Source organism: Paracidovorax sp. MALMAid1276 (assembly GCF_049198005.1).
Taxonomy (GTDB): Bacteria; Pseudomonadota; Gammaproteobacteria; order Burkholderiales; family Burkholderiaceae_C; genus Acidovorax.
The window spans coordinates 1-1,405 of record NZ_JBMIRS010000109.1 but is presented as its reverse complement, the minus strand read 5'-3'; the positions used below and the strand labels follow the sequence as shown (position 1 = coordinate 1,405).

Sequence of the window (1,405 nt, the reverse complement as noted above, 5' to 3'; positions counted from 1 at the left end):
CCGATTGCACTCCAATGCGATCTCCAAAAAGACGTTGAACAGGCTCTAAAAGGAGATTGCATGCGAGAAGTAGTCCAAAGCCTCGAAGAGTCGCGCATCCGCGAGGTGGCCAACGAGGGCCTGGGGCGCAGCGACGTGCTCAGGTTCTGGTTTGGCGAGAGTGATGAAGTCACACCCGACTTCATCCGCGAGGCGGCCATTGCCTCGTTGCAGAAGGGCGAGACGTTTTACGCCCACAACCTGGGCCTGCCCGAGCTGCGCCACGCGATTGCGGGCTACATGCACGGGCTGCATCCGCAACTGCACACCGATGCGTGGTTCGACCGCGTGGCCGTCACGTCCGGCGGGGTGAACGGCCTCATGCTGGCCGTGCAGGCGCTGGTGAACGCGGGGGACGAGGTGGTGCTGGTCACGCCCGTGTGGCCCAACCTGGTGGCGCAGCCGCGCATTCTGGGCGCAAAGGTGCGCACCGTGCCCCTGGTGGTCAATGCGCAGGGCGCGTGGCAGCTGGACATGGGCGCGCTGCAGGCCGCCATCACGCCCGGCACGCGGCTTTTGGTGGTGAATGCGCCCAACAACCCCACGGGCTGGACGCTCACCCGCGACGAGCAGGCCGCCATCCTGGCGCACTGCCGCAGCACGGGCACCTGGGTGCTGGCGGACGAGGTGTACGAGCGCCTGTACTACGCGGGCGACACGGCCAACGGCGCGGCGCCGAGTTTTCTGGACGTGGCCGCGCCTGACGACCGGCTGATCGTGACGCACAGCTTTTCCAAGAGCTTTCTGATGACGGGCTGGCGCCTGGGCTGGCTGGTGCTGCCGCCCGCGATCACCCATGCGGTGGGCAAGCTCATCGAGTTCAACACCTCGTGCGCGCCGGTGTTTGTGCAGCGCGGCGCCACGGTGGCGCTGCAGCGCACGGCCGAGGTGACACCGGCCCTGGTGGCCCACCTGCACCGCTGCCGCGACACGCTGGTGCCGCTGCTGGCCGATGTGCCCGGCGTGTCGGTGGCCACACCGCGCGGCGGCATGTATGCGTTCTTTCGCATCGACGGGCACGACGACTGCCTGACGCTGGCCAAGCGGTTGGTGCGCGAAGCGGGCCTGGGGCTGGCGCCCGGCAGCGCGTTTGGCGACGAGGCCGGAGGCTGGTTGCGCTGGTGTTTTGCCAGCCAGGACCTGGGGCGGCTGGGCGATGGGGTGCAGCGCCTGCGCGGCTGGCTCAAGGCCTGATCCGCCAAAACAAAGCGGAAAACCATAAAAATGATAGCTATCAGCGCTTATCCAGTATGCGCTGAAGGCACTTTTCCCTGACTATGTACATGCCTCAGATGCCTACCCCCATCCGTTCGGGCTGAGCTTGTCGAAGCCAGGGCGCCCTTTGCCAGCAGCCCTTCGACAGGCT

At 66.6% G+C, this 1,405-nt stretch carries 1 protein-coding gene; it reads left to right on the top strand.

Features of this window, described 5'->3' with window-relative positions:
• Nucleotides 1-60 precede the first annotated feature (60 nt).
• Nucleotides 61-1,233 (top strand): pyridoxal phosphate-dependent aminotransferase, encoded by a 1,173-nt coding sequence (locus ACOQFS_RS07755; protein ID WP_421562319.1) that lies wholly within the window; start codon nt 61-63, stop codon nt 1,231-1,233.
• The last annotated feature ends 172 nt before the right edge of the window (nt 1,234-1,405 follow it).